The organism is Hymenobacter lapidiphilus (assembly GCF_003417065.2).
Taxonomy (GTDB): Bacteria; Bacteroidota; Bacteroidia; order Cytophagales; family Hymenobacteraceae; genus Hymenobacter.
This window is the reverse complement of sequence record NZ_QVLT01000013.1, coordinates 1-19292: the sequence shown is the minus strand read 5'-3', so window position 1 is coordinate 19292 and position 19292 is coordinate 1. Positions and strand designations below refer to the sequence as shown.

The following is a 19292-nucleotide window of genomic DNA, read 5'->3' as shown; positions in this document are numbered from 1 at the left end:
AAATCAGCGAAATCACGATTAATCAGCGGAAATCAGTGATTTAAGGTAAGCGGCCGTCAGGCGCAGGCGGCTGCCGTACCAGCTGAACAGCTCGCCATCGACGATGCGGATGCGGGCCGCGGGGCAAAGCTGCCGGAACTCGCCCACGTGCTTGTCGGCGAAGGGGTAGGGCTCCGAAGAAAGCAGAATCTGGCTGGGCGCGGCGGCCTGCAGCTGCTCGGGCGTGATTTCGGGGTAGCGGCCCAGGCCGCCGAACACGTTGCGGAAGCCGGCGCGGGCCAGCATCTCATCAATGAACGTGCCGCCGGCCGCCACCATATACGGCTTGCGCCAGATGAAATAGGCGGCCGGTACCGGCTCGGATGCGGGCGGGGGCAGGGCGGCGAACGAAGCGGTTATATCGGCGGCCAGCGTGTCGCCCGCTTCCTTGCGGCCGGTAATCAGGCCCACCCGCCGAATCATGTCGAGCGATTCGTCCAAGGTAGTAATGTCGCTCATCCAGACCGGGTGGCGCGCCGCCAGTTGCTCGATGCCTTCCTGGTAGTTTTCCTCCTTGTTGCCGATGATGAGGTCGGGCCGCAACGCGGCAATCTTCTCGAAATCGAAGTTTTTGGTGCCCCCGATGATGGCCGCCAACTGCCGGGCTCCGGCCGGATGCACGCAGAACTTGGTCACGCCCACCACCCGCTCGCCCAGCCCTAAATCAAACAGCAACTCGGTTTGCGAGGGTACCAGTGACACGATGCGCTGCGGCGGAAACGGCACGGCCACCCGCCGGCCCATCTGGTCGGTTACGGTTAGCGGGGGCTGGATGAGCGGTAATTCCATAGGACTGAGGTATGAGGGAAGAGCCAGGTATTTTCCGTAACAACAAAAAGGAGCCGCCCGCGCCGGACGGCTCCTTTGTAATGCTAAACGGAGTAGGGGCGGGGCTTGTCCCCGCCCGCCGTTAAACGGTTAAAACGGGATTCGTCCAACGGCGGGGATAAGCCCGCCTATACATCGTGATTAGCTGAAGTAGCGGAAATCGTGCTTGTCCTCGATGCGGAGCAAGGTTTCGTAAATCAGGTTGATGACGTTCTGTACATCGTCCTTATGTACCGTCTCTACTGTTGTGTGCATGTACTTGAGGGGCAGCGAAATCAGGGCCGCCGCTACGCCGGAGTGGGAGTAGGCGAAGGCGTCGGTGTCGGTGCCGGTGGCGCGGGTGGCGGCTGCCCGCTGGAACGGAATTTCGGAACTCAGGGCAGTTTCAATGATGAGCTCGCGCAGGTTGTTCTGCACGGCCGGGCCATAGGTGATTACCGGGCCTTTGCCGCAGAACAGGTCACCCGAGGTTTTCTTCTCGTACATCGGCGACTGGGTGTCGTGCGTGACATCCGTAATGATGGCCACGTCGGGCTTGATGCGGTGGGCAATCATCTCGGCCCCGCGCAGGCCGATTTCCTCCTGCACGGCATTGACGATGTAGAGGCCGAAGGGCAGCTTTTTGCCTTCTTCCTTCAGGCGGCGGGCCACCTCGGCAATCATGAAGCCGCCGATGCGGTTGTCGAGCGCCCGGCCCACGTAGAACTTGTCGTTGAGCACCATGAACTCGTCCTCAAACGTGACGACCGAACCCACATGGATGCCCATTTCCTCCACTTCCTCTTTGCTGGCAGCGCCGCAGTCGAGGAACACCGTTTCGATGGTCGGAGCCTTATCCTGGTCGGGCTTGCGGACATGGATGGCGGGCCAGCCGAACACCGCTTTCACGATGCCCTTCTTGGTGTGGATGTTCACGCGCTTGCTCGGGGCCACGAGCGGGTCGGAGCCGCCGTTTTTGCGCAGGTACAGGAAACCCGATTCGGTGATAAAATTGACGAAGTAGCTGATTTCGTCGGCGTGGGCCTCAATCACCACCTTGTACTCGGCCTCAGGGTTGATAACGCCCACCACCGTGCCGTAAGTGTCCACGAAGTACTCGTCGATGTAGGGCTTGAGGTACTCCAGCCAAATCTGCTGGCCCTCCTTCTCAAAGCCGGTAGGAGAGGGGTTGTTGAGGTATTTCTGAAGAAAATCGAACGATTCTTGACGCATGGCGAAGTGATGGTCACTATTAAAGTGCCTTGAAAAATATAATTGTTAGCTTGATTAGTATGATGATAGCAGCGAGATTGACAAATATCACGGCCCCTATCAAACTCAGCAATGAGATGGGTGCACCCAACATCGTTGCAATTCCAACAGCGCGGATATGGGTTGGAATTGCTTGTAAAAATGGATTTTCATCTACTGTTTTATGCTGAAAAATTGCCAGCAGAAAATCAGGAATGAGGCCGAGAATAGTTTTGGACTTAAAGAGTTGCGCTAAGAGAAAAGTGAACAATCCGCCGGACAGAAAAACAAGCGGCGCGATGTATGGGCTTGCTGGATTCATAAATCGATTCTGTAGGCTATGCTACAGCGGAATGTTGCCGTGCTTCTTACGTGGCAGCGTGGCCACCTTGTTTTCCAGCATCTTAAAGGCGCGGATGAGCTTCTGGCGGGTCTGGGAGGGCAGGATGACCTCATCCACAAAGCCGCGGTGGGCGGCGCGGTAGGGCGTGGCGAACTTCTGCTGGTACTCATCCACCTTCTCCTGAAGCTTGGCTTCGGGGTTTTCGGCAGCGGCTATTTCACGCTTGAAGATGATTTCGGCCGCACCCTTGGCGCCCATTACCGCAATTTCGGCGGTGGGCCAGGCGTAGTTCATGTCGGCCCCGATGTGCTTGGAGTTCATTACATCATACGCCCCGCCGTAGGCTTTGCGGGTGATGACGGTGATGCGCGGCACGGTGGCTTCGCAGAAGGCGTAGAGCAGCTTGGCGCCGTTGGTGATGATGCCGCGCCACTCCTGGTCGGTGCCGGGCAGGAAGCCAGGCACGTCTTCCAGCACCAGCAACGGAATATTGAACGAGTCGCAGAAACGCACGAACCGGGCGGCTTTGGTGCTGGCGTTGATGTCGAGCACGCCGGCCAGTACGGCCGGCTGGTTGCCCACGATGCCGATGCTCCGGCCGCCGAGGCGGGCAAAGCCCACCACGATGTTCTCGCCGAAGTTTTGGTGGACTTCTAGAAACGAGTCGGCATCAATAATACCCTCGATAACCTCGCGCATGTCGTACGGCTGGTTGGGGTTCTCGGGCATGATGTTGTCGAGCACCGGGCGGCTTTCGTTCTGGCCGGCCTCGTAGGGCGACATCGGGGCAGTTTCCTCGCAGTTCTGGGGCATGTAGCTCAGCAGCTGCTTCACCCGGGTGATGCAGGCCACTTCGTTGGCGCAGCTAAAGTGCGTAACGCCGCTCTTGGCCGAGTGGGTGCTGGCGCCGCCCAGTTCCTCGCTGGTGACGGTTTCGTGGGTCACGGTTTTCACCACGTTGGGACCGGTCACGAACATGTAGCTCGTGTCCTCCACCATCAGGATGAAGTCGGTGATGGCGGGCGAATATACCGCGCCGCCCGCGCAGGGGCCCATAATGGCCGACAACTGAGGCACCACGCCTGAGGCCAGTGTATTCTTGTAGAAGATATCGGCGTAGCCGCCCAGGCTCACCACGCCCTCCTGAATGCGCGCTCCGCCCGAGTCGTTGAGGCCGATAACGGGGGCGCCGTTTTTCATGGCGAGGTCCATGATTTTGACGATTTTCTCGGCGTGGGTTTCGCTCAGCGAGCCGCCGAACACCGTGAAATCTTGGGAGAAGGCGTACACCAGCCGGCCCTGCACGGTGCCGTAGCCCGTTACTACGCCGTCGCCGAGGTAGTACTCCTTATCGAGGCCAAAGTCCTTGGAGCGGTGCATCACGAACTTGCCGATTTCCTCGAACGAGCCCTCATCAAACAGCAAATCGATTCGTTCGCGGGCGGTGAGCTTGCCCTTTTTGTGCTGGGCATCGATGCGGGCTTGGCCACCGCCGAGCAGGGCTTCGGCATTTTTGTGGGCGAGAACTTCAAGCGGGCTCATTTGGGCGTCGGCGTGCGGGTCGGACATGCGGGGTGGGAATAGTCGAATGGTGTAGCCAGTGTTAGGTAGCCAAAGGTAAGGCCCAAGCCCAGAAAAGCCGCGCCCAAGATTCGGGCGCGGCTTTTCTGCTCTCATAGCAATCTTAGTCTCTCCCTTTGCAGGTAACTTGGCCCGTATTGCGAGTAATAGTTAAATAGCTATGCTTTCCATAAACAACCTCCAAATTGGTGGAAGTAATTCTAAGGTGACGTATGGATTGATCGAAAATGTCTGAACCACACTCGCTGGGCGCATTTATTTGCCATACCACTTTGTTGTTGCGGTAAGCAGCAACGGCAGATTCGTCAGAGGAGGGAATAAAGTAAACAGTCCCATCAGATGCTCTGATGCCTCTATTAGCAGTGAAGGAAAAATTGATTTCATTTTGCGTAGTAATGAGCTTGGGGTTGTAAGGATAATTTGGAGTAGAACACTTTATAAACCCAATGCTTACTAATAATGCGAGCAATGGTAGAATTAATCTTAGACGCATACAAAAAGAATATAGGTTGAATAAATATATAGCGTTTCAGTGGACAGCGTACCTATTATGTTTCTGCAATAGAGGTATGAAGTTCGAGAAACCGCTATGATATAAGTAGAACGGCCAGCCCCCACTGTGGGAGCCGGCCGTTCTGCTTACAAATCGAACATACTTACTCGCCTTTGCTCTTGGCATCGGTGGGCTCGTCGTCGGAGGCTTCGGGAGCTTCTTCCGGGGCTTCCTCGGGGCGCTCGTCGCTGGCCATTGGGATGGCTACGCCGCCGCCTTTGCTGGTCGCAAAAACGAGTTCCTCCGCGCCTTTGGTGTAGTCGGCGGTGATAACGTCGCCCTGGGCAATTTCAGCCTTCAGGATTTCCTCGGCAATCGGGTCTTCGATATACTTCTGGATGGCCCGGTTGAGCGGACGCGCGCCGTACTTGGGGTCGTAGCCCTTCTCGGCCACAAAGTCCTTGGCGGCATCGGTCAGCTCCACCTTGTAGCCCAGCGTCTGGATGCGGTTGAGCAACTTGCTCAGGCTGATGTCGATAATCTTGTGGATATCCGACTTCTCCAGCGAGTTGAATATAACCACATCGTCCAAGCGGTTCAGGAACTCGGGCGAGAAGGTCTTCTTCAGGGCATTGGTGATGGTGCCCTTCGTCAACTCGTCCATGTTCTCCTGCCGCGACTTGGTACCGAAACCGATACCGGCGCCGAAGTCCTGCAAGTCACGCGCTCCGATGTTGGAGGTCATGATGATGATGGTGTTGCGGAAGTCCACCTTGCGGCCGAGGCCGTCGGTGAGAATACCGTCGTCCAGCACCTGCAGCAGGATATTGTACACGTCGGGGTGGGCCTTCTCGATTTCGTCGAGCAGAATTACCGAATACGGCTTGCGGCGGATTTTCTCCGTCAGCTGGCCGCCCTCTTCGTAGCCCACGTAGCCGGGAGGTGCGCCTACCAGGCGCGAGATGCTGAACTTCTCCATATACTCCGACATATCAATCCGCACGAGCGAATCTTCCTTGTCGAAGAGGTAGGTAGCCAGCACCTTGGCCAGCTCGGTCTTGCCCACGCCGGTCGGGCCCAGGAACACGAAGGAGCCGATTGGCTTCTTGGGGTCTTTGAGGCCTACCCGGGTGCGCTGGATGGCTTTCACGAGCTGCTGAATGGCCTTATCCTGGCCAATCACCTTGCCGCGAAGCTCCTCACCCATGTTGAGTAGCTTGGCACTTTCCTTCTGAGCGACACGCGAAACGGGGATGCCGGTCATCATGGCAATTACCTCGGCCACGTTCTCCTCCTTCACGGTGTAGCGCTTCTTCTTGGTGTCCTCCTCCCAGTCCTTCTTGGCGGTTTCGAGCTGGTCGATGAGCTTCTTTTCCGTATCGCGGAGCTTGGCGGCTTCTTCGTACTTCTGGCTCTTCACCACGCGGTTTTTCTCGCCTTTGATGTTCTCAATCTGCTCTTCAAGCTTGAGAATATCCTCGGGCACCACGATGTTGTTGATGTGCACGCGGGCGCCGGCCTCATCGAGAATGTCAATGGCCTTGTCGGGCAGGAAACGGTCCGACATGTAGCGGTCCGACAGCTTTACGCAGGCCTCGATGGCCTTGTCGGTGTACACCACGTGGTGGTGGTCCTGGTACTTGTCCTTGATGTTGTTCAGGATTTCAATCGTCTCCTCGGGCGTGGTGGGGTCCACCATCACCATCTGGAAACGACGGGCCAGTGCGCCATCCTTCTCAATGTACTGGCGGTACTCGTCGAGAGTGGTAGCACCGATACACTGAATCTCACCGCGCGACAAAGCGGGCTTGAACATGTTGGAAGCGTCGAGCGAGCCCGAAGCCCCGCCGGCACCCACAATCGTGTGTAGCTCGTCGATGAACAGAATCACGTCGGGCGACTTCTCCAGCTCGTTCATCACAGCCTTCATGCGCTCCTCGAACTGGCCGCGGTACTTGGTACCGGCCACCAGCGAAGCGAGGTCGAGCGTAACTACGCGCTTGCCGAACAGCACCCGCGACACCTTCTTCTGCACAATGCGCAGGGCCAGGCCCTCGGCAATAGCAGTTTTACCCACGCCGGGCTCACCGATGAGAATCGGGTTGTTCTTCTTGCGGCGGCTCAGAATCTGGGCCACACGCTCGATTTCCTTCTCGCGGCCCACAATAGGGTCGAGCTTGTCGTCCTCGGCCATCTTGGTCAGGTCGCGGCCGAAGTTGTCGAGCACCGGGGTGCGCGACTTGTCGTTGCCCTTTTTGGGCGTTGCGCCCGCAGCGCCGCGGCCGGCTCCGCCACCCCCGAAGAGGCGGTCGTTGTCGTCGTCGTCGGCCTCAGGGCCGGAGGTTGGGTTGTTCGCCGTGTTACCGTGGTAGTCGAGCGAGTCGCGCACAGATTCGTAGTTCACGTTGAATTTGCTCAGAATTTGGGACGAAATATTGTCTTCATCGCGCAGAATCGAGAGGAGCAGGTGCTCGGTGCCGATAATTTCGCTCTTGAAGATTTTGGCCTCCAGATAGGTAATCTTGAGGACCTTTTCGGTCTGTTTGGTCAGGGGAATAGAGCCGGTAATGCTGGTGCCCTGAGTGGCCGTGTTGCGGGTGGCCTGCTCGAGCGCATACTTGAGCTCATCGATGGACACGCCCAGCTTTTTGAGCAAGCCCAAAGCAGTACCTTCCCCTTCGCGGATCATGCCCAGCAGCAGGTGTTCGGTCCCGATATAGTCGTGCCCCAGCCGGATGGCCTCTTCCCGGCTCAGGGAGATGACCTCCTTGACTCTGTTTGAGAATTTAGCTTCCATGCAGATAAGGTAGAAAAGAAAAACGGATTGCTGCCCAATAAAAATGGTTCACAGAGCAGATTTGGCCGATGTAAACTGAAACAGCTTGAGTCGGGCGTTGGTTCGGGCACTGGTAGGCACTACGCAAGAAAACTGCCGGCGGCCGGACCCTGCATAAAGAGCAGGTCTAAGATGCTGAGTCCGGGTGCAAAATCTTTACCAAAATGCTGCCCGTAAGCCGGTACCGACGCTCTGTCAGGTCCGGCGGCCGCTACGGAGTGTTTGGGCGAGAGAGTGTCGCGCAAATCGAGCGGGGAGGAGGAGGGGAACCCGGGAGCTGGCAGCAGTCCTCCGTCGGTTGCGGGGGACTGGTATTCGGTGGTGAGGTGAATAGGCAGGGGCAAGCGGAGGCAGCGGCAGTAGAAGCGTAACAGCGCCAGATTCAGGTCGAAGAGGCGGGCCGGCTTTTGCTGGTACATGTCGCGCAGGTAATCGATGTAGTACTCGAAATACGGCGTGCCGCCATAGGCGGTTTGCAGCGTATGCAGATGCTGGTGTCGCCAGTTCTGGCGGTAGTCAATTTTTATAAGCGAGCTGAGGACCTTCTCGCTGCGGTTGCCATCGATAACGGGCACCGAAAGCGGTTTTACGCCCTGGGCCGTGAGGATGAGGCAGCGGTTGCGGTAGGTTTGCTTGCGGTAATGGTCGTGGGCCTCCAGCCACAGCGCATCGGCCCCGGCCAGCGCAGCAAAAAAGGCAATGGGTGGGTGGTACTGGGTTTCGAAAAGAATGTCGGGCATTAGCGAAAGAACGGCGTGGAGAAGCAATATTTTGCTTCTTGGTGTTGCTGCTGTTGAGCATTCGGCATAACCGTTCAACGACGAGACGCAATATTTTGCGTCTCGTCGTTGAACGGTAGTTGGTCGCGCTCCTGATACACCGCTAGAAAAGTCGCAATTTTGCTACCGATACCTGTGGCGGCCCGTTGCAAACCCACTGCCAACTCTGCTGTCCGTACCGCCAAACTGACATAATGCCCGTTCGCCTCCGCCTTCTTCTGCCGCTGCTGCTTCTGCTGTCGGCCATGGCTGCCGCCCCGGCCGCCGCCCAGCTGCTGCTCGACGCGGCCAGCTTCCGCAACGATGATGTGGCGGTGAAGGGCGGTGTGGTGGAGGTGTACGCCACCGTTTCGGGCCAGCACCTAACTTATAAGCGGCGCGCGCCGAAAGTATTTCAGGCCGCCGCCCTAGTTACGCTCGAAGCCATCCGGCCCGATGGCACGGCTGCTTACCAAGAAACCATTACGCTGAAGCCCCCGGTGCTGCGCGACACGACGGCGGCCATCAAAAATCCTGTCAGCTTCCAGAAACGCCTGTTGCTGCCGGCCGGCCGCTACACCCTGCGGGGCCAGCTGCGCGACCAGAACCGGGCCGCCTCGACGGTTATCGTGGAGCAGCCGCTGATAGTGGAGTTCGAGGCCACCAAACCTCAGCTTAGTACTCTGGTGCTGCTGGCCCGGCCCGCCAGCCGGTCGGGCATCGAGGCCAATAACTTCATCCGCCAGGGCCTGAGCCTGACCCGGGCCCCCGGCGGCCTGTATGCCCGCGGCCAGGAAAAGCTGTTTTTTTACGCCGAGCTGTACAACGCCACGGCGGGCCAGCCGCTGGTAGTGCTTTACCGCCTACGGCCGGCGTTTGGCAAAACCAGCGTGGCCAGCGGCAAAGGGCTGGCCCAGGGCGCCGAGGGCCGCCCCACAGTACTCACCGGCGAGCTGGACCTGAGCAAGGTGCCGGCCGGCAGCTACAGCCTCACGCTGGAAGTGCGGGATGCCAAAAACCGCGTTCTGAGTACCCAAACTGCCTCTGTGCAACGCAACCCCACCGATTACGCCCCCGCCGGGGCTACTATGCCCCGATGAGCGCCCCAGTAAGTCCGACCGTTTTTCCCGCTTATCCCTGGTATTTCCAGCCCCTCAACTGGCTCCTGGTAGGCCTGTCGAGCCTGCCGCTGGCGGTGCTCCATGGTGTTGCCCGGCTGCTGTACTGGCTGATGGCCTACGGCCTGCGCTATCGGCGGCGGGTGGTGCTGGAAAACCTGCGTAACTCATTCCCCGAAAAGTCTGGCCCGCAAATCGACCAGATAGCGAAGGGCTTCTACTGGCATTTTGCCCAGGTTATGGTCGAAATTCTGAAGCTGCGTACGCTTTCGGCGGCCGAGATGCGGGAGCGGGTGCTGATTGAGAACCCGGAGGTGCTGGAGCGGCTTTTCGCCGAAAACAGGCAGGTGCTCACGCTTGGCTCGCATACCGGCAACTGGGAGTGGATTCTGCCCTCGGGGGCAGTACTGTTTCCGGGACGGGTGACGGGCGTGTACAAGCCGCTGATGAACCCCTTCTTCGAGGCCTTCCTGCTGAAGCTGCGCACCCGATTGGGGCCGAAACTGCTGCCAATGAAAAGCACGCTGCGCGATTTGCTGCGCCACCGGGGCCAGGGCCGCGCCCTCAGCATGCTCTCCGACCAGGCCGCCGGCCCCGAAGACCAGCCCTACTGGACGAACTTCCTGCATCAGGACACGCCCTTTTACACCGGCGCCGACAAGCTGGCGGCCCAGTTTGGCTGCGCGGCCGTGTATGTAACCATTCGGCGCGTCCGGCGCGGTTATTACCGCATCATCCTTACCGAGCTGCACAACGGCCAGACCACGCTACCGCCCGAGGAGCACCAGCTTACCGAGGCCTTTGCCCGCCTGCTGGAACGCGACATTCAAGCCAGCCCTTCCGACTACCTCTGGAGCCATCGGCGCTGGAAGCACAAACGAATTCAGAAATAAGGACAGAGAAGTAAGCGGGGAGACTTTCGTACTGACGGCCCTGCTTTTCAGGGTGCCATCAGCACAAAAGTCTCCCCGCTCGCTTTTCTGCTCTTACCCCTATATTATCTACAGATACTGTTCGATGTCGCCGGCGCCCTGCCGAATCAACTCGAAGTCATCATTGGTGCAGTCGATGATGGTGCTGGGGATGTTGTTGCCAAAACCGCCATCAATAACGAGGTCTACCATAGAGCGGTATTTCTCATAGATCAAATCGGGGTCGGTAACGTATTCGTCCAGCGTGTTCTCGTCTTCGCGCACCGAAGTACTCATAATCGGATTACCCAACTCCCGCACCAGCTGCAGAATGATGGGGTTGTCGGGTATGCGGATGCCCACGGTTTTGCGCTGCCGGCCGCCATGTCGGGGTGCTTTTGAGCTGGCCTCGAACAGGAAAGTAAATGGCCCTGGCAGGGCCCGCTTCAGCACCTTGTAGATGGGCGTGGTGATGCCGTGGGCGTAGTCGCTGATGTGGGATAAGTCGTGACAGATAAAGCTGAGGTTTGCTTTATCGGGGTTTAGCCCCTTAATGCGGCACACCCTTTCTACTGCTTTGGCATTATGAATGTCGCACCCAATGCCATACACCGTGTCGGTGGGGTAAATGATAACGCCCCCCTTGCGGATGACTTCCACCGCCTGCTGAATACGGCTGATGGGCGGATTGTCGGGATGGATGCGGAGCAGCGTGGCAGACATAGGCAGAGTGTAAGGGAATGAAAAATGAGCAGCGGAGCCGGTTTGGCTAACCGGCCAGATGGACTTGCCAAGGTAACAGCCAAGGCGGTAAGGTGCTACTGTTTTCGGTAAAAGCAGGGGTTTTGTTGTCTGGCTGCCAAATAGTACTCCCTTACAAAGCCAACGAACCCCGGCTGTTGGGCCGGGGCTCGTTTTTGAAAATCAGTCAGCAGTGGCCTATTGCCGGCATCCGGCTGGATACGGAGCTATACGGCAACAGGTAAACGCTTTACTGCTTGCTTACTTTGTGCGAGGTCAGGGTTTCGCCATCCTGCACCAGTACCACGTAGTTGCCGGCTGGCAGGCTACGCAGGCTGAAGTTGCCAGCGGCGTCGGCCGTGCCCTTGAGCACGGTGCGGCCCAGCAGGTCGGTTACCGTTACGGCTGCCTTGGTAGCGCGGCCGGCCACCCGAATCGTAAGCTGGTCGGTAGCAGGGTTAGGGTACACCAGTACGTTGCCGGTCAGTTTGGCCGAGCTCACGCCGGTAGCCGTTCCGCTGCGCAGCGAGAAGTTGTCGATGGCCAGCAGCGCATCGGTTCCAAAGTCGTTGGCGTCCTTGTAGCGGATCCACATGGTTTTGCCGGCAGCCCAGCTCAGGCCCGTAATGCCGGCTGTTACGTTGGCCGAGTTGGCCGCCAGATTGCCATCGAGCGGAGTGCCCGAGATGTTGGCATTGGCCACTTCCACTACGTTAAGGGCGGGCACGGCCGTCCAGGTTCCGGTGAACAGGTTGGTCGCGTCGAGGCTATACTCGAATGCCAGTACTTCAACAACGTCAACGTTCGAGCCCGACTTCCACTGCTCGGTGCGGAAAGCAAGCGTGAGGCTGCTGATAGTTGCGCTGCTGCTGTTGGTGAAGGCGGCGCCGAACGCGGGTACCGTGCTGCCGGAAGCAATAGAGCCGAATGCCCGGTCGGGGTCGTTGGCGGCACCTACGTTGTATACACCACCCGAAACGGCGTCGCCCGTGGTGGTAGTGAGGTCGAGGGGCGTATTGGCGGCACCGGTGCCGCTAAGGCGTACGGCACCCCAGCCGGCAGGGTAAGCAACGCCGTTCGGGCCCATAACGTCGAAGTTCTGGGTGTAGGGCGCCGTGCCGTTGAAGCTAACGGGCGTAACGGTTTGAGCAGTGGCGGCGGTAGCAGCCAGACCCAGTGCCAGGCCCAGAAGCGAGCGGAACCGGGTAGAGGAAGTGTAAGTGTGTTGCATGGGACAATAAATTGAAGGGTGAAGAAACAGAACGCGTACTTTTGAATCCTAAAGGTATCAGTTTCGAGGCGTAGGTTGCAACACGTAAACGGCCCCGGATATGTTACCATTGATTTAATCCCCGTTTCGCTACATGGCTACCTCCCGCATTGAAGAGTATAAAGCCGCCGCTGACCGCCGACGCCAGCGTTTTGCTTACCTGACCGGTTTCTTCGGCCTCATTCTCATCACTTTTTCCTATTATTTCTACCAGGTTTTCTTCGAGGCCAATATTGAAACCAAGGGCCGGCCCACTTATGTAACGGTGCGCCCCGGCTACACCAGCCGGCAGGTGCTCGACTCGATTGAGGCCCGCGGTGTGGTAATCGACCGGCTGAGCCTGCGCTTTGTGGCCCGGCTGATGAAGTACGACCAACTGGTAAAGCCCGGCCGCTACGAGCTTAAAGACGGCTACACCAACCGCCAGCTCATCGGCGACCTGCGCACTGGCCGCAACCGCCTGCCGCTGCGCCTCACCTTCCAGAGCCTGCGCCTGCGCCAGGACCTTGCCCGCCGGCTGGGCGAAGCCATCGATGCCCCCTCCGCCCGCTTCGACTCGCTGCTCAGCTCGCCGGCCTACACTAAAAGTCTGGGCTTGGACACGCTGAGCATTCTCACCATGTTCATTCCGAATACCTACGACCTGGCCTGGAATACCTCGGCCGAAAACCTCATGCAGCGCATGAAGAAGGAGCACGAAAAGTTCTGGACCCCGACCCGCGACGCCAAGCGCCAGGCGCTGGGCCTGAGCCGGTCTGAAGTGAGCGTCCTGGCCTCCATTGTGGAGGCCGAGCAGCAGCAGCACGCCGACGAGCGGCCCCGGGTCGCAGGCGTGTACCTTAACCGTCTCAAGCGTGGTATGAAGCTGCAGGCCGACCCCACGGTGGTGTTTGCCAACCAGGATTTCACCATTAAGCGCGTGCTCAATAAGCATCTGGTCAAGGATTCGCCCTACAATACCTACAAGTACGGGGGCCTGCCGCCCGGCCCCATCAACCTGCCCAGCATTGCCAGCATCGATGCCGTGCTCAACCCCGAGGAGCACAGCTACCTGTATTTCTGCGCCAAGGAAGACTTCAGCGGCTACCACGCCTTCGCCCGCAACGAGCAGGAGCACTTGCTAAACGCCCGCCGCTACCAGGCTGCCCTCAGCCGCGCCGGCATTATGAAATAAGCTACCAGTTGTCAGTTGCTAGTTGTCAGGTTGTTATGGCCGTGGCTATTGGAACAGACTATCAACTGAGAATTACCAAATGACAACCAAATATGTACTCTTCCGACACCCACATCCGCGTACGGTACGCCGAAACCGACCAGATGGGCTACGTGTACCATGGTAACTACGCGGCCTATTTCGAAGTGTGTCGCACCGAGGCCTTCCGGCAGCTGGGCATCAGCTACAAAGCCCTGGAGGCCGAGGGGGTGGGCATGCCGGTAGGCGAAATCCGGACCCGCTTCCGCCGCCCCGCCCGCTACGACGACCTGCTGACTGTGCGCCTGCTGTTGCGCCAGCCGCCCGAGGGTACGCGGATTCTGTTCGAGTACGAAATTTATAACGAGGCCCAGGTATTGCTGACCGAAGGGCACACGCTGATGGTATTCGCGAGCATGGCCACCGGCCGCCCCGTGCCCATTCCGGCCGATATCGCCGCCAGGCTGGCCCCTTATTTCTCCGACGACGAAACCGCCGGCCCGCTTACACCCTCCGAAGCTCCCACCGACGCACCGGCACCGGCCGCATTTCTGAGCTGAAGTGAGCGCCCGTTTGCTACTCTGAGCTCCTTGTACAAAGCGCAGTATGCCGGAAAGGGGAGGACAGCCGATTTTCCCTAACTTTCTCATCTATCACCGCCTTTTTCTGCCCATGAGGTCTCCCGTGCGCCGGTATCATTTGCCCGATGTGCAGCGCCGCCGCTCGTACCGCCGCTTCATTGTGTGGCTGAAGCGGCTGCGGTTTGCCCGCGGCCGTGCTTCGGTCTACGACGTGGTGGTGCAGCTGCTGCAGGAAATCAAGCTGGATGGCATTGCCAAGCGGGCCAGCTACATGGCCTTCAACTTCACCATCGCCATCTTTCCCACCATCATTTTTCTGTTCACGCTCATCCCCTGGATTCCGGTACCCCACCTCGACGAAGACATTCTGCAGTTTCTTTCCGACCTGATTCCGAAGGAGATGTACCAGGCCGTTTCGGGTACCATTGAGGATGTGGTAACCATTCAGCAAGGCGGCCTGCTCTCATTCGGCTTCGCCACGGCCCTGGTGCTCAGTTCCAATGGCCTTATGGCCTTGCTCGACGCCTTCGAAAAGAAGTACCCCAGCTTCAAGAAGCGCACCTACATCCGTAAGCGCGTAATTGCCACCCTGCTTACAATAGTGCTGGCGGCGGTGCTGCTGGTGGCCGTTACGGGTATTTTTTTTGGCACCTACATCATTGATACACTGGTATATAAGGAAATTGTGCCCGAGGCGCTCAACGACCAGATGACGGCCGTGCTACGCTACGGCTCGGTGGTGTTTCTGTTCTTGCTGACAACCAGCCTGATTTACTACTATGTGCCGCCGGTGCACGACAAATGGCCGTTCGTGTCGGTGGGGGCCATTGTTGCCACGCTGCTCATTTTCCTGGTGTCGTTTCTGTTTATCCTCTACGTCAAAATTTTCGACAGCTATAATCATTTCTACGGCTCGGTGGGTACGCTCGTGGGCTTTATGGTGTGGCTCGATTTCGTGTGCATGACCCTGATTCTGGGCTTCGAGGTGAACGTGAGCATTGATGCCGTAACGGGGGGCGTCAGCCGACCGGGCTTTTTTTCGCGCCGTCGCCGGCCGGATACCAAAACAATTAAGGCTTGATTGTGAGTTGAGTAGGGCCCGCTGAAAGAAAAATTTCGCGCTACACCTTGTTCATTTCCAAATCGTCTTTACTTTTGCCATCCCAAACCACCATATTTGGGCCTTTACAGAGAGGTGGCAGAGTGGTCGAATGCGACGGTTTCGAAAACCGTTATACCGGCAACGGTATCGGGGGTTCGAATCCCCCCTTCTCTGCTTTTTTGAAGGTAGAAATTGAAAGTGAAGAATTAAAAATTCCGGAGTAAGTGCTTATGCAGCCTCCGACACGATATTTTTAGTTCTTCACTTTTGGTTTTCAGTTGTTTTTTAGAGGAGTGGCAGAGTGGTCGATTGCGACGGTCTTGAAAACCGTTGAGGGTTACACCTCCGGGGGTTCGAATCCCTCCTCCTCTGCAACATGGCCCCAAAGGCCCGATAGAAAGCAGCCCACCGATGCAAATCGGTGGGCTTTTTTGTTGCCCCTCAGCGCCTTACAGCCAGCAGAGGCCCAAAGAAGCCGGTCGCCCATTTGCCCGCCCGAAACTACTTGGGGTTACACACCCGCTTTTCGTGTAACCGATCCCAACCAAACTAGCAATATTAGCCGTTATTGATGCTAAATTACTTAGCCTATAACGCCTATGCTCTTACGCCACTACATGAGTGTCCTGTTCTGGTTTCGGAAAAACACGCGCGCCCTGGAGCGCCCCGGTACCGTCTACTGCCGCGTCACGGTCGATAAGGTAGACTACAACTTCGCCACCAGCGTCCGGGTGCATAAACTGGAATGGGATGCCCAAACCCAAAAAGTGAAGGGCCGCTCCGATGAGGCTAGGATTTCCAACCAGCAGCTCCAGCAGCTGGCCGATGGCTTGCGCGAGGCCTTCAATATCTTAGAACGCGAGGGTACCTACATCACGCCCGAGCGGGTGGTGGCCTGCTACCAGAAGCCGCAGGCCCGCACGCAGTCGCTGCTGAGCGTGTTCGGCCTCTACATCAAACAGCGCGAGGAGTTAGTCGAGGCTGGCCAGCTGCCAGCCGCTTCTATCGAGGCGGATAAGGTGCGTCTTAATCTGCTCGAAAAGTGGCTGGCTGAACAAGGGCTGAGTGAGATGCGGCCCCAGGAGCTACGTGCGGCGCGGGTGGAGCAGTTCGTGCAGTGGCTTCGGGCCGGCAAGCGCAAGAAGAACTACGCGCTCAAAGTGGCCCAGACCTTTAAGTCGGTGCTCAGCTGGTGCGTGCGCCAGGAGCTGCTCGATACCAATCCGATGGAGGGGTTTCAGTTTCGGTTCGACCAACCCGAGCTGCCGGTATTCCTGACCCCGCTGGAGCTGGTGCGGCTCTGGTTCTATAAGTTTCAGAGTGAGCCGCTGCGCAAGGTGGCCGACCTGTTCCTGTTTCAGCGCTTTACGGGTTTGGCGTGGGCGGACCTACTGGCCTTCCGCGCCTCGGAGCACCTGGCGCCCCGGCCGGATGGGAGCGTGCTGCTGGTGCTCGACCGGCAGAAGACCGGCAGCCGGGCCATGATTACGCTACTGAGGCCGGCGCGCGAGATACTGGCCAACTACGGCGGGCAGCAGCTGCCGGTGCCGAGCAACCAGTACTACAACCGCATCTTAAAACAGGTGGCCTACCTGGTGGGCCTCGATAAGCACCTGACCACCCACGTCGGGCGTAAGACGGCCGGCATGATATTGCTGCAGGACGGGGTGAGCATGACCATCGTGAGCCGGGTGTTGGGCCATCGGTCCATCAGCATTACCGAGAAATATTACGCGCACGTTTTGGCCGATACGATTACCACCGAAATGGGGCGGGCGCTAGGCATGGCCACGATGGGGGTGAGCGGGGCCGTGGCGCGGCCGTTTCTCTCGGAGTTCAATGACTACCTGGCTACGGGCACCGATGGGAGTGCAGCGGACTGGGGGATATTCTCGTGATTTCTTTCGTGTTGTTTCGTCACCAGTGCCTCCAAAAAGCCCCGCACCGATACCGGACGGGGCTTTTCTTTCGTCTTTCTTTCGTGTTGCTTTTATTTTTGGCCAAGTAGCTACACCAGCCGCCGTAGCAACGCCAGGATAGGCGGCCAGAAGAACCACACCAGCCCGGCACCAACCAACCAGGGCCAGTAGCTTAGCACCCGTTGCCAGATGCTGGGCTTCGGGGCGTCGGTGCGCGTCTGCACGATGCCCGGCCCGGCTGCCGCCTGGCCGTTCTTGGCGGCCGTGGCTACGTTGACCACGGCGCTGTCAGTGGCCAGCGTTACGGGGGCCTCGTTCTTGTAGCTGGTGGCCACCTACGTAGCGGCCGGGGCATTCACGGCGGCGCGGCCCTGCACCAGCGGCACGGTGCGGGGCTGGGCTCTGAGGTTACGGCGGTACTGCCGGTGTTGCTTGGCCGGGGCGTCGGGCGCGGGTGGGGTTAGCTTATAAGGTAAGCCATGGGAGCTTACCGCATTTCGGTCGGAGCTTACCACATTTTGCCCCGAGCTTGCTACATTTTGGCCGGAGCTTGCCACATTTGGTGCCGGCCGTTCGGGCTGGCTGACCTTGCACCCGCTCAGCACCACAGCCAGTACGGCACCCACCACTGTGCCCAGTAGCTTCAGCCGGGCGAAGGTGCGGCCACTCATGCCGCGTGCCGTCAGCGCCCTGTCGGTAGCCGCCGTTTCGGGGTCGGTGCCCAGGTAGAACCTATCGAGTAGGCGGCGAAGATTGAGCCGGATATCGAAGCGCAGCCCGAATAGACAGAGGCAGGCTCCAGCCGCGGCCACCGGGGCCAGCACCAGGTAACAATGCCAGTCGGTGAGCCGAATCTTGTAGAAGAGCAGCATCACGTAGGCGCTCAGCACGCAGCCGCCGATGGCCGCAGCCCGGGTGCGGGCTTCCCACAGGTGGCTCACATCTTCACCACGGCGGATTTCGTCGCTCCGGAGCCGGCCCCGATATCGGCCAATAAGAAGGTGCTCAGTAGCACGCACAATAAGGCCAGCGCGCCGGGAAGATAGGTAGCTACCATCGGGCGCGAACTGAATCGGCGGTAGTTTGCACCGGTATCTCGAAGCCTTCCGCGTCGGTGTAGGTGCGCGTGGGCGCATCGGCCACGGTGGCGCGGGTGCAGCTGGCAGCGCTGGCCAGCAGTAACAGGGCCAGCACGGCAACTAGCGGCTTGCGCTTGGCAGGCCAGAGCAGGTAGGCCAGCCCGCCTACGAGGGGAACGAATATCCACCCCCGGCTGAAACCGAAGTGAATGGCGGCGTAGAACACGGCCGTGGTGATGGCCACCCAGGCCAGGAACAGCAGCACTTGAACAGAGAAGAACGATTTCATGGCAGGTATGGAATGAAGTGAGGTGAGTTACAGGCAGGCGTAGTCGGTCTTGGCGTCGAAATTCGGACAGGTCTTCAGCCACTCGTTGGAGGTGATGACGCCATCCTGGTTTTTATCCGGACTCAGGTCGCGGTGGCCCACGATTTGCGCGTCGGGGTGGGCCTCTTTCCAGCGACGCAGTACGCGCAACAGCTCTGATTTCTGCTGCGTGGTTCGGCCGTCCTTGCCGTTCAGGCCGCCAATCCAGCACACGTGCAGGCTGTGGTGGTTGTGCCCGCCGACGCCGTAGGTGCCTCTGGCATCTTCCCGCAGCCGGTGACTGGTGCCGTCAGCGGCAATCAGGATGTGGTAACCGGGCGTGCTGCCAAAGCCCGGCCCGCCTTTCGACGGTGGGGTTTTCCACCAGGCCTTGATACTATCTAGCGACTGCGTAGCGTGGCCGGCAGTACAGTGAACGACGAGGTATTTGATCTTTCTCATTCGACGGGGGCTTGAGGTGACATGGTTGAATCAGTGGCCGGATCCGGGCCGGACGCCGGTGGCGGGGCGGCGCTGAGCTTTTCCAGTCCCTCGGCAACCGCGCACACCACCAGCCCGCAGAGAAAGGCCAGCAGCTTGTAGCGCGCCGGTACCAGCTCCGAAGCGGATGCGGTAGAGAGGGCGCCCCCGCCTATTTTGAGCAGGGCGGCCGCGCGCTGCACGGTAGCGGTAGCGGACTTGTAGAAGTTTTTGAAGGAGAACATAGGCCGTTACATCAGGTAGCTTAGCTCGGTGGCGTATAGATTCAGGCGCTGCTCCAGCACCCCATCCAGCGGGCGCACCGGCACGTCGGGGTCGGGTGTCTGGTCAGCCCGTACCAGCTCCATTTCCCGCCAGCTCAGCACGTACAGGCCAATGACGCCCCCGGGCCGGCGCACGAACACGGCCAGCGCACTCTGGTAGCCGCGTTCGGCCATCAGCTTGTTGGCCTTCCAGTCGTCGC

Annotated in this window: 20 protein-coding genes and 2 tRNA genes; 8 read left to right on the top strand and 14 right to left on the bottom strand. The window is 58.9% G+C overall.

Annotation, left to right across the window (positions count from 1 at the left end; all coding sequences use genetic code 11):
- Window positions 1-18: 18 nt before the first annotated feature.
- From D0N36_RS09535 to D0N36_RS09510, 6 genes are all read right to left on the bottom strand, one after another.
- Window positions 19-828 carry a helical backbone metal receptor gene (locus D0N36_RS09535; protein WP_116941164.1) on the bottom strand — a complete coding sequence of 270 codons (810 nt, stop codon included), beginning with the start codon at window positions 826-828 and terminating at the stop codon, window positions 19-21.
- A 180-nt stretch (window positions 829-1008) separates the two neighbouring features.
- Window positions 1009-2079 (bottom strand): M42 family metallopeptidase, encoded by a 1071-nt coding sequence (locus tag D0N36_RS09530; protein WP_116941163.1) that lies wholly within the window; start codon window positions 2077-2079, stop codon window positions 1009-1011.
- Between the two features lie 19 nt (window positions 2080-2098).
- Window positions 2099-2419: a hypothetical protein gene (locus D0N36_RS09525; protein WP_147320819.1), complete on the bottom strand. Its 321-nt coding sequence runs from the start codon at window positions 2417-2419 to the stop codon at window positions 2099-2101.
- A 21-nt stretch (window positions 2420-2440) separates the two neighbouring features.
- Window positions 2441-4009 carry an acyl-CoA carboxylase subunit beta gene (locus D0N36_RS09520; RefSeq protein ID WP_190242599.1) on the bottom strand — a complete coding sequence of 523 codons (1569 nt, stop codon included), beginning with the start codon at window positions 4007-4009 and terminating at the stop codon, window positions 2441-2443.
- A gap of 668 nt (window positions 4010-4677) precedes the next feature.
- The gene (locus D0N36_RS09515) at window positions 4678-7311 is read right to left on the bottom strand and encodes an ATP-dependent Clp protease ATP-binding subunit (RefSeq protein ID WP_116941161.1); all 2634 of its coding nucleotides are present in this window, start codon (window positions 7309-7311) and stop codon (window positions 4678-4680) included.
- A 119-nt stretch (window positions 7312-7430) separates the two neighbouring features.
- Window positions 7431-8090: a WbqC family protein gene (locus D0N36_RS09510; protein ID WP_116941160.1), complete on the bottom strand. Its 660-nt coding sequence runs from the start codon at window positions 8088-8090 to the stop codon at window positions 7431-7433.
- A gap of 233 nt (window positions 8091-8323) precedes the next feature.
- Here D0N36_RS09510 and D0N36_RS09505 point away from each other — a divergent pair, with 233 nt between their 5' ends.
- Window positions 8324-9208, top strand: a complete 885-nt coding sequence (locus tag D0N36_RS09505; protein WP_116941159.1) for a hypothetical protein — start codon at window positions 8324-8326, stop codon at window positions 9206-9208.
- Entirely contained in the window at window positions 9205-10119 is a 915-nt protein-coding gene (locus tag D0N36_RS09500; protein ID WP_242478861.1) for a lysophospholipid acyltransferase family protein, read from the top strand. The genes D0N36_RS09505 and D0N36_RS09500 overlap by 4 nt, the downstream gene beginning before the upstream one ends.
- Before the next feature lie 108 nt (window positions 10120-10227).
- On the opposite strand, the gene D0N36_RS09495 is transcribed toward D0N36_RS09500, so the two are convergent.
- On the bottom strand, window positions 10228-10860 hold the full coding sequence (locus D0N36_RS09495) for an L-threonylcarbamoyladenylate synthase (RefSeq protein ID WP_116941158.1): 633 nt from the start codon (window positions 10858-10860) through the stop codon (window positions 10228-10230).
- 268 nt (window positions 10861-11128) lie between these two features.
- Window positions 11129-12109 (bottom strand): T9SS type A sorting domain-containing protein, encoded by a 981-nt coding sequence (locus tag D0N36_RS09490; RefSeq protein ID WP_116941157.1) that lies wholly within the window; start codon window positions 12107-12109, stop codon window positions 11129-11131.
- Window positions 12110-12242: 133 nt separating this feature from the next.
- On the opposite strand from D0N36_RS09490, the gene mltG reads away from it, so the two are divergent.
- The 6 genes from mltG to D0N36_RS09460 all read left to right on the top strand — a co-directional run bounded on the left by mltG (window position 12243) and on the right by D0N36_RS09460 (window position 16921).
- Window positions 12243-13322, top strand: a complete 1080-nt coding sequence (mltG, locus tag D0N36_RS09485; protein WP_116941156.1) for an endolytic transglycosylase MltG — start codon at window positions 12243-12245, stop codon at window positions 13320-13322.
- A 92-nt stretch (window positions 13323-13414) separates the two neighbouring features.
- On the top strand, window positions 13415-13900 hold the full coding sequence (locus D0N36_RS09480; RefSeq protein ID WP_116941155.1) for an acyl-CoA thioesterase: 486 nt from the start codon (window positions 13415-13417) through the stop codon (window positions 13898-13900).
- A gap of 112 nt (window positions 13901-14012) precedes the next feature.
- Window positions 14013-15002, top strand: a complete 990-nt coding sequence (locus D0N36_RS09475) for a YihY/virulence factor BrkB family protein (protein ID WP_116941154.1) — start codon at window positions 14013-14015, stop codon at window positions 15000-15002.
- Window positions 15003-15110: 108 nt separating this feature from the next.
- Window positions 15111-15197 (top strand) — tRNA-Ser (locus D0N36_RS09470).
- 113 nt (window positions 15198-15310) lie between these two features.
- A tRNA-Ser gene (locus D0N36_RS09465) sits at window positions 15311-15395 on the top strand.
- A gap of 227 nt (window positions 15396-15622) precedes the next feature.
- A complete protein-coding gene (locus D0N36_RS09460) occupies window positions 15623-16921 on the top strand; it encodes a site-specific integrase (protein ID WP_116941153.1) in 1299 nt (432 codons plus the stop codon).
- Between the two features lie 110 nt (window positions 16922-17031).
- Here D0N36_RS09460 and D0N36_RS09455 read toward each other — a convergent pair whose 3' ends face one another.
- The 6 genes from D0N36_RS09455 to D0N36_RS09430 all read right to left on the bottom strand — a co-directional run.
- Complete coding sequence (locus D0N36_RS09455) at window positions 17032-17277, bottom strand: hypothetical protein (RefSeq protein ID WP_116941152.1); 246 nt, start codon at window positions 17275-17277, stop codon at window positions 17032-17034.
- Entirely contained in the window at window positions 17278-17961 is a 684-nt protein-coding gene (locus D0N36_RS09450) for a hypothetical protein (protein WP_147320818.1), read from the bottom strand.
- 31 nt (window positions 17962-17992) lie between these two features.
- Window positions 17993-18310, bottom strand: coding sequence for a hypothetical protein (locus tag D0N36_RS09445; protein ID WP_116941150.1), 318 nt, complete (start codon window positions 18308-18310; stop codon window positions 17993-17995).
- A gap of 27 nt (window positions 18311-18337) precedes the next feature.
- On the bottom strand, window positions 18338-18790 hold the full coding sequence (locus tag D0N36_RS09440; protein WP_116941149.1) for an N-acetylmuramoyl-L-alanine amidase: 453 nt from the start codon (window positions 18788-18790) through the stop codon (window positions 18338-18340).
- Complete coding sequence (locus D0N36_RS09435; protein WP_116941148.1) at window positions 18787-19053, bottom strand: hypothetical protein; 267 nt, start codon at window positions 19051-19053, stop codon at window positions 18787-18789. Before D0N36_RS09435 ends, D0N36_RS09440 begins: the two co-directional genes overlap by 4 nt.
- A gap of 6 nt (window positions 19054-19059) precedes the next feature.
- The coding region (locus tag D0N36_RS09430) for a hypothetical protein (protein ID WP_190242598.1) at window positions 19060-19292 on the bottom strand (233 nt) is incomplete at its 5' end.